Origin of the sequence: Streptococcus cuniculi, from assembly GCF_004570575.1 — a bacterium.
GTDB lineage: Bacteria > Bacillota > Bacilli > Lactobacillales > Streptococcaceae > Streptococcus > Streptococcus cuniculi_A.
In genome coordinates this window covers 1-8,300 of the sequence record NZ_SPPD01000031.1, presented here as the reverse complement: position 1 = coordinate 8,300, position 8,300 = coordinate 1, and the positions used below count along the sequence as shown (strand labels likewise).

At 45.4% G+C, this 8,300-nt stretch carries 9 protein-coding genes; 4 read left to right on the top strand and 5 right to left on the bottom strand.

The window, feature by feature from the left end; genetic code table 11:
• Positions 1–185: 185 nt before the first annotated feature.
• The 4 genes from E4T82_RS11615 to E4T82_RS11600 all read right to left on the bottom strand — a co-directional run bounded on the left by E4T82_RS11615 (position 186) and on the right by E4T82_RS11600 (position 3,775).
• Entirely contained in the window at positions 186–677 is a 492-nt protein-coding gene (locus E4T82_RS11615; RefSeq protein ID WP_135182941.1) for a GNAT family N-acetyltransferase, read from the bottom strand.
• The gene (locus E4T82_RS11610) at positions 674–1,228 is read right to left on the bottom strand and encodes a hypothetical protein (RefSeq protein WP_135182940.1); all 555 of its coding nucleotides are present in this window, start codon (positions 1,226–1,228) and stop codon (positions 674–676) included. The genes E4T82_RS11615 and E4T82_RS11610 overlap by 4 nt, the downstream gene beginning before the upstream one ends.
• 184 nt (positions 1,229–1,412) lie before the next feature.
• Positions 1,413–2,027, bottom strand: a complete 615-nt coding sequence (locus E4T82_RS11605) for a DUF5052 family protein (RefSeq protein ID WP_135182939.1) — start codon at positions 2,025–2,027, stop codon at positions 1,413–1,415.
• A gap of 77 nt (positions 2,028–2,104) precedes the next feature.
• Positions 2,105–3,775 carry a formate--tetrahydrofolate ligase gene (locus tag E4T82_RS11600; RefSeq protein ID WP_135182938.1) on the bottom strand — a complete coding sequence of 557 codons (1,671 nt, stop codon included), beginning with the start codon at positions 3,773–3,775 and terminating at the stop codon, positions 2,105–2,107.
• Positions 3,776–3,943: 168 nt separating this feature from the next.
• Here E4T82_RS11600 and E4T82_RS11595 point away from each other — a divergent pair, with 168 nt between their 5' ends.
• The 4 genes from E4T82_RS11595 to E4T82_RS11580 all read left to right on the top strand — a co-directional run bounded on the left by E4T82_RS11595 (position 3,944) and on the right by E4T82_RS11580 (position 7,547).
• Positions 3,944–4,633, top strand: coding sequence for a phosphopantothenate--cysteine ligase (locus E4T82_RS11595; RefSeq protein WP_135182937.1), 690 nt, complete (start codon positions 3,944–3,946; stop codon positions 4,631–4,633).
• A gap of 1 nt (position 4,634) precedes the next feature.
• Positions 4,635–5,183, top strand: a complete 549-nt coding sequence (gene coaC, locus E4T82_RS11590; RefSeq protein WP_135182936.1) for a phosphopantothenoylcysteine decarboxylase — start codon at positions 4,635–4,637, stop codon at positions 5,181–5,183.
• Entirely contained in the window at positions 5,170–5,739 is a 570-nt protein-coding gene (locus E4T82_RS11585; protein ID WP_135182935.1) for an ECF transporter S component, read from the top strand. Before coaC ends, E4T82_RS11585 begins: the two co-directional genes overlap by 14 nt.
• An 86-nt stretch (positions 5,740–5,825) precedes the next feature.
• On the top strand, positions 5,826–7,547 hold the full coding sequence (locus E4T82_RS11580; protein ID WP_135182934.1) for a phospho-sugar mutase: 1,722 nt from the start codon (positions 5,826–5,828) through the stop codon (positions 7,545–7,547).
• A gap of 373 nt (positions 7,548–7,920) precedes the next feature.
• Here E4T82_RS11580 and E4T82_RS11575 read toward each other — a convergent pair.
• Positions 7,921–8,300: Cna B-type domain-containing protein (locus E4T82_RS11575; RefSeq protein WP_135182933.1), on the bottom strand; the 380-nt coding region annotated here is incomplete at its 5' end.

The following is an 8,300-nucleotide window of genomic DNA, read 5'->3' as shown; positions in this document are numbered from 1 at the left end:
GGGCTTCTAGTGAAACAAGAAAATCAATCATCGTAGTTATCACTTTCTCTAGTTTACTACTTTGATTGATTTTGTCACTATGTAAATAGTTTTCTGAAAACTATCTTTTCTTCATGCGTTTGACGTGCAAAGCATGCCAAGGGTATTCGTGTCTTTAATATGAACACGTTTGCAACGCCTCCCATTTACGCCTCCAACAAACTTTTTTGAAGCCAGACAATATCGTGCCACTGATTCAATTTATAGCCGACTTTTTTAAAATGTGCTACCTGTTCATATCCACGTTTTTGGTGAAAGGCAAGGCTGGCAGCATTGGGGAGGGCGATACAGACGAGCAACTGCTTCATGCCCCGCTCTTTCAACTCTGCCTCCAAGGCAGTGTACAGCTGACTGCCAATCTGTAAGCCACGTCTATTTTCTGCCACATAGACCGATAACTCCACGGTCCAGTCGTAGGCTGCCCGTGCATAGTAGGTGGAGGCATAGCCCACGACCACCCCCTCTATCTCCGCAAGGAAAAAGGGATAGCGCTCCTTTATCTCTGCTATTTTCTGCTGAAAGGCTTTGACACTCGGAACATCAATATCAAACGTAATGGCAGTATTCAGTACATAGAGTTCGTAAATACCACGGAGGGCAGCAGCGTCTGTCTCCTGCGCAACACGAATGGAAATCATGCGTTCCCCCTTTCCTTAAACCAATCAAACAGGGGCATCTTTCCTGTATCCTGCCACCAAGCCTGATAAATGGCAAAGACCTCCTCCACACTGCCCCATTGCTCTACGAACTGACAGACCGTCAAAAAAGCGTGGACATAAAAGGTGTACAGATAGGCTAGATTGCATTTTTGATAAGTTTCTTCGCAAAAATGCTCCACATGAAATGTTCCAAAAATCTCACTAAAAAAATCCACCTGCTCCTGCAATAAAACCCGAAGTGCTGTAAATTCTTCTTCATCTAACAGATATTGATAGGAGAGATATTCGCACATCCCCTCCTCAAACCACAGATCATCTCGCACATCGCCATACTCTGAACCAAACAAATCGCTATCATGAGTTATCTCATGCAGGAAAATCTGCGTCAGTTGATAATCAGGTAAAGACTGATAATGCGCTACTAGGTGCTGAGGGAGAGCATAGGGGGCAAAAGCCCTCGACAGCAAGTCCTCCCACTCCCTCTTATCGGGGCACATGACAATGCGCGTGCCATTGTTGTAGGCTGGCAAGTCGTGCTGGCCAAAAACTCGATTGGCAAAGACTGCCTTGGTCCAAACGACAAAAGAAGCAGGCTCCTTTAAGGCAAACTTCTCTACCAGATACCGTCCATACTCCTCCCTTTTTGAAACAGGTCATCTGTTATAGGCTGGATGAAAGAGCACTCTTCTTCTGTCTCATAGGCATAGATTTGTCTCATTTCTCCAACAGCTCCCTGTCATAAATGGTGTAATCACAGCGATAGATAATCAAGCGCTTGCCGTCAATAAGGAGTTCCGATGTTTTTGGTGCATCAGAAGCATATAAGGACACCTTATTGCCTGCATAGGTCGCAAGTGGCGTACCATTCTGCGAACGAATCAAAATGACTTTTTCTTTTCCTGTAAAATCATTCTTAAATTTCGATACCATGCGATTGAGGATTGGAACTGCTGCTTGCTGATCGTCTGCGGTTGCATTTTTTTGATATTTCAAGAAAATATCTTCTAAGCCGTCCTCAACTGCAATCAAAGATGACCCCACGTGGTCAATTTCATATTTTCCTAAGGTAATTTTCAAGACCGAACTATCTCCCTTGGAATTACCTTCACTATCCACCGAGTCAAAGTCCTCATTGCGAGAAATAGACAGAGACTTACCAGACATCTGGTCAATCAACTGAGAATTTTCATCATAGGTACGCACGGTCATTTCCAGTCCAATCCACTCCGCCTTGGTGTTCTTCCACCAGTTTTGAATGGATTGACATCCTGCTAACACACCGAGCGACAGAGCGAGTAATAGAAGCGTTTGTAGGAATTTCTTTTTCATGATTCGTTTCCCTCCTTTATAGTCATAGTATACCAAAAAACTGGAGAAAATCCCCAGTTTTTATTTCATGCTAACTCCTAGAATAAACCAATGGCTGTACCGTCCCCTGCCACATCCATGTTCAGAGCTGCTGGCTGCTTCGGTAGCCCTGGCATGGTCATGACATCCCCTGTAAGAGCCACGATAAAGCCTGCACCTAGTTTTGGTACAAATTCACGCACAGTGACGTCAAAGTTTTCCGGCGCACCAAGGGCTGTTGGGTCATCTGAAAAGCTGTATTGGGTCTTAGCCATGCAGACGGGGAGCTTGTCCCAGCCATGTTTGGCAAATTCTGCCAATTGAGTACGAGCTTTCTTTTCAAAAACCACACCTGTTCCGCCATAAATTGCGGTTACAATCTTTCTCACTTTTGTTTCCAAGCTATCATCGGCTTGGTAAAGGCGCTCATAGTTGGCAGGGCTTGTCTCAATGGTTTGGAGAAGAGTTTCTGCTAGTTCTACCCCACCTTCTGCCCCATTTGCCCAAACACTTGCAAGCTCTACAGGAACACCTATTTCTGCACATAGTTCTCTCAAAGCTGCTATTTCTGCTGGCGTATCTGATACAAATTCGTTAATAGCGACAACGGCTGGAATACCATATTTTTTCACATTTTCAACATGGCGTTTGAGGTTGGCAAAACCTGCACGAACTGCCTCAACATTCTCAAGTGCAAGATTGTCTTTCCCTACCCCACCGTGCATTTTAAGGGCACGAAGGGTCGCCACAATCACCACCGCATCAGGAGCCTTAGGTAGGTTTGGCGTTTTAATATCGAGGAATTTCTCCGCACCAAGGTCTGCACCAAATCCTGCTTCCGTTACGACATAATCTGCCAAACGAAGCGCTGTAGCAGTCGCTAAAACAGAGTTACAGCCATGGGCAATATTGGCAAAGGGACCACCGTGCACAAAGGCTGGCGTACCATAAATGGTCTGAACCAGATTGGGTTTGAGTGCCTCTTTCAAGATCAGAGTCAAAGCGCCTTCCACTGCCAAATCTCTGACATAGACTGGACTGCGGTCAAAGCGATAGCCAATCACGATACGAGCCAATCGCTCTTTCAAGTCATTCAAGTCTGTTGCAAGACACAAAATCGCCATGATTTCAGAAGCAACTGTAATATCAAAACCGTCCTCGCGTGGAACCCCATTTAAAGGGCCACCCAAACCGACGGTCACCTTGCGAAGGGCACGGTCATTCAAATCCACCACGCGCTTCCAGATAATGCGCCGTTGATCAATTCCCAAGCTATTTCCCTGATGAATATGATTATCAATCAAGGCAGAAAGGGCATTATTGACAGTTGTAATGGCGTGCATATCACCAGTAAAGTGTAGGTTGATATCCTCCATAGGCAAGACTTGAGCATGGCCACCACCGGCCGCCCCCCCTTTAATCCCCATGACTGGACCGAGCGACGGTTCACGAAGTGCGATCATGGTTTTCTTTCCAATCTTAGACAGGGCATCTGCTAGACCAATGGTCACTGTTGACTTGCCCTCGCCAGCAGGTGTTGGGTTGATAGCTGTTACTAAAATGAGCTTGCCAAGGGCATGCTCCCTTACCGCTTCAATCTTTTCAAAGGATAATTTAGCCTTGTATTTTCCATACAATTCCAAATCATCGTAGCTGATGCCCACCTTTTCAACGACGTCGACAATCGGCTGTAATACGACACTTTGTGCAATTTCAATATCTGTTTTCATAGCAACTCCTATCCTTTTATTGAAAATAGTATATCAAAAACTTCATGAAAACGCACGTTTTTATCCAATTTTATTCTAAACATACGGATTTTATAGATTTTTACCTCAAGATTTTAAAAATCATTTCTAATACTTTACCCAAAAGAGATTTTCTAGTACAATGAAAACATGAAAATTTTGATTACATCCGGAGGAACGAGCGAAGCCATTGACCGCGTTCGCTCCATTACCAACCATGCTACGGGTACTCTAGGAAAAATCATCGCTGAACGATGCTTGGAGGCACAGCTTGAGGTGACGCTAGTGACGACCAAAACAGCTGTCAAACCACAAGCACAGGAGGGCTTGACTGTGGTTGAAATCAGCGATGTTACAAGCCTTATTCATATCTTAAAAGACCTCGTCCCCAAACATGATGCCATCATCCATAGTATGGCAGTATCGGATTACAGTCCTGTTTACATGACGGGGCTAGCGGAGGTAGCAGACGCTCCAACGATTGACAGCCTGCTGACCAAGACCAATGCTGAGGGGAAAATTTCTTCAAAGGACGAGTATCAGGTTCTCTTTCTCAAAAAGACCCCCAAGGTCATCTCGCTAATCAAGCAATGGAATCCAGCCATTCGGCTGATTGGTTTCAAACTCTTGGTCGACGTGTCAAAAGAGGAACTCTTTCAAGTTGCGCGCGCAAGCCTTATCACCAATCAGGCAGACTATATCTTGACAAATGATTTAGCAGACATTTGTCCGACAAGGCACGGTGCCTATCTTATTGACCAAGAAAATGTCTATCCTGCCCAGACAAAGGAAGAGATTGCGGACCTCATTCTTGACAAGCTATTAGAAAAAAGGAGATAGTATGGCTCGTATTACCCTTGCCGTGACGGGCTCTATAGCTGCTTATAAAGCAGCCGACTTGACCAGTCAACTAGGAAAACTGGGACATGCTGTAACGGTCTTAATGACCCCCGCTGCTACCCAGTTCATCACCCCCTTGACCCTCCAGTCCCTCTCAAAGAATCTGGTTTATACAGATGTGATGACGGAGGAAAATCCAAGCACCATCAAGCATATTGACCTTGCCAAGCAGACCGACTTATTTCTAGTCGCTCCTGCCTCTGCCCAGACCATTGCCAAACTCGCACACGGCTTTGCTGATAACATTGTGACAGCGATTGCCCTTGCCCTACCAACTACAACACCAAGGCTGCTTGCTCCAGCCATGAATACCAACATGTACCTTAATCCTGCTACCCAGACAAACCTAAAACAGCTTCAACGCTATGGGTTTCAACTGATTCCTCCGCGTGAAGACCTCCTAGCCTGTGGCGATGTTGGCATCGGTGCCCTCGCTGACATCCACCTTATTTTAGAGAAAGTGAGTAAAACGCTTCATGAAACAAACTAAATCAACTCAAATTGCAACCTTAGCGATTTTTTTCGCAGTAATGATTGTCATTGACATCCTTAGCTCTGTTATCTTTAATCTCCTGCCCGTCCCAATCAAACCGACCATTGTCCATATCCCTGTTATCGTAGCATCAATCCTTTATGGACCTAAAGTCGGCGCTACACTAGGAGGAATGATGGGAATACTGAGCGTTGTCCATAATACCCTTGTACTCTTGCCGACGAGCTACCTCTTTTCTCCTTTCGTGCCAAATGGACAATGGTATTCTCTCATTGTTGCCGTTGTGCCACGGATTTTGATTGGAATCACGCCCTACCTCATCTATCGCCTATCACAAAAGCATACCGGGCTGCTCCTTGCTGGGGCTATTGGCTCCATGACCAATACCGTCTTTGTCCTTGGAAGTATCTTCTTCCTCTTCTCTGGAGTCTTTGAGGGAAATATCCAAGCAATGCTCGTGACCATTATCGGGACAAATTCCATTGCCGAAATGGTGATTGTAGCCTTTCTAACAATGGCCATTGTACCCACCCTACAAAAAGCAAAAAAATAAGGAGAAAGTCACGTGAAAGCGTGCTTTTTCTTTTCAAAAATGGTATAATGAAAGCGTTTAATAAAATAGTAAAAAGGAGAATAACAATGACTTACCAAGAACACTATCAAGCATGGCTCGACTACACAGCGCTTCCTGACTATTTGCAGGAAGACTTGCGCAACATGGATGAAAAAACCAAAGAAGACGCTTTTTATACCTCCCTTGAATTTGGAACAGCTGGTATGCGAGGATTGATTGGGGCAGGTACCAACCGAATCAACATCTATGTAGTACGCCAAGCAACAGAAGGATTAGCCCGCCTCATTGAGTCAAAAGGTCCAGAAGCCAAAGACAGGGGGGTTGCGATTGCGTATGATTCTCGCCACTTCTCTCAAGAATTTGCCTTTGATGCAGCCCGCGTGCTCGCTCAACATAGTATCAAGGCCTATGTCTTTGAAGAATTGCGTCCAACACCCGAACTTTCTTTTGCTGTTCGTCACCTGCATACCGTGGCTGGAATTATGATTACCGCCAGTCATAACCCTGCCCCTTACAATGGCTACAAGGTCTACGGCGAAGACGGTGGTCAGATGCCTCCAGCAGATGCAGACGCTCTAACAGACTATATTCGTGACATTGCCGACCCATTTGCAGTTGCAGTTGCGGATTTAGAGACAGCTAAGCAAAAGGGGCTTATTGAAGTAATTGGGGAGGCTGTTGATAGCGAGTACCTAAAAGAAATCAAGGATGTCAACATCAATCTCGACCTTATCCGTGAGTATGGTCGAGATATGAAAATTGTCTTTACACCGCTTCATGGTACTGGTGAAATGTTGGCACGCCGTGCCTTAGCCCAAGCTGGTTTTGAATCGGTCCAAGTCGTAGAAAGTCAAGCAACTCCAGATCCAAACTTCTCAACAGTAGCCTCACCAAACCCAGAAAGCCAATCAGCCTTTGCCCTTGCTGAAGAGCTCGGTCGTCAAGTAGACGCTGATGTCTTGGTGGCAACAGACCCAGACGCTGACCGTCTCGGAGTGGAAATTCGGCAAGCAGACGGGAGCTACCGTAACCTGTCTGGTAACCAAATCGGAGCCCTCATCGCCAAGTATATCTTGGAAGCCCACAAACAGGCAGGTACCTTACCAGCCAATGCTGCCCTTGCAAAATCAATCGTATCGACTGAACTCGTGACCAAGATTGCAGAAAGCTACAGCGCTACTATGTTTAACGTCTTGACTGGTTTCAAATTTATTGCAGAAAAAATCCAAGAATTTGAAGAAAAACACAACCACACCTACATGTTCGGTTTTGAAGAAAGTTTCGGCTACCTCATCAAACCTTTCGTTCGCGATAAGGATGCCATTCAAGCTGTCCTCATCGTGGCAGAAATTGCTGCCTACTACCGCTCTAAAGGCTTGACCTTGGCTGACGGCATCGACCAAATCTTTGCAGAGTACGGCTCCTATGCAGAAAAGACCATCTCGGTTACCCTATCAGGTGTGGACGGCAAAGCTGAAATCAAAAAAATCATGGATAAATTCCGTGACAACGCCCCAACACAATTCAACCAGACAGACATTGCCCTGTTAGAAGACTTCCAAGCACAAACGGCAACAGCCAAGGACGGGCAAGTAACCAGCCTAACCACTCCACCAAGCAATGTCTTAAAATACACCCTAACAGACGATTCATGGTTTGCAGTTCGCCCGTCTGGAACAGAACCAAAAATCAAATTCTACATCGCAACAGTCGGCACAGACATGCAAGAAGCAGAAAAGAAAATCGCCACTATCGAAGCAGAAATCAACACCTTTGTGAAAGAATAATCATGGAGCTTGGAGCAAAAGTCCTATAACTATAGGTCTTGCGAGCTTTCAGCTCATGGTCGTAGGTTTGAAGAACGGAACTATGTCAATTGGGAACATAGTTCCGTTCTTCGTAATATTGTATCCGCCTGATAATGACTATATCTACCGAGATTGTCGGTTCTCCAGTATACTGTTAGTAAAGAATAGAACTGGAAGATTGAGAGGATTACTAGATATCTCGTATCGGTCGCTTACTGTTGACTTTGGCACTTTTTCTATTATACTTGGTTATGGGCGGTTACCAAACAAGTCCAGAGCTCACTACTTTTAACAGACAAAAAAAGAAGTCGGAAGCATTTCCTGACTTCTTTAAATTGCTCACCTGTTGAAACTACTTACGTTGCTTCACCAAATAGCGACCGATACCAGCCAATAAGCTCAAGCCAAGGATAATCACCCCTACACTTGTGCTACTATTCGTTTTGGGCAGTACTTTCTTCGGTTCTGGCGTTAGAGCCGGAGTTGGTTTTGGATCCGGGATTGGATCTGGGGTTGGGTCCAGAGTCGGTTTTGGATCCGGGGTTGGATCTGGGGTTGGGTCCAGAGTCGGTTTTGGATCCGGGGTTGGATCCGGATTTGGTTTTGACGCAGGAGGTGTTTCTTTCGGAACATGACTATTGGTAATCAAAGTCCCATCAATCTGCGTCGTATAGCCCGGAACAGCATCTTCCTGAACAGTGTACTGAATAGCTTGACCATCCTGATACTGAT

Bases quoted from the DNA above. Each gene is read 5' to 3' on its own strand.
- E4T82_RS11615 (WP_135182941.1), bottom strand. From the start codon at position 677: ATGATTTCCATTCGTGTTGCGCAGGAGACAGACGCTGCTGCCCTCCGT.
- E4T82_RS11605 (WP_135182939.1), bottom strand. From the start codon at position 2,027: ATGAAAAAGAAATTCCTACAAACGCTTCTATTACTCGCTCTGTCGCTC.
- E4T82_RS11600 (WP_135182938.1), bottom strand. From the start codon at position 3,775: ATGAAAACAGATATTGAAATTGCACAAAGTGTCGTATTACAGCCGATT.
- E4T82_RS11595 (WP_135182937.1), top strand. From the start codon at position 3,944: ATGAAAATTTTGATTACATCCGGAGGAACGAGCGAAGCCATTGACCGC.
- coaC (WP_135182936.1), top strand. From the start codon at position 4,635: ATGGCTCGTATTACCCTTGCCGTGACGGGCTCTATAGCTGCTTATAAA.
- E4T82_RS11585 (WP_135182935.1), top strand. From the start codon at position 5,170: ATGAAACAAACTAAATCAACTCAAATTGCAACCTTAGCGATTTTTTTC.
- E4T82_RS11580 (WP_135182934.1), top strand. From the start codon at position 5,826: ATGACTTACCAAGAACACTATCAAGCATGGCTCGACTACACAGCGCTT.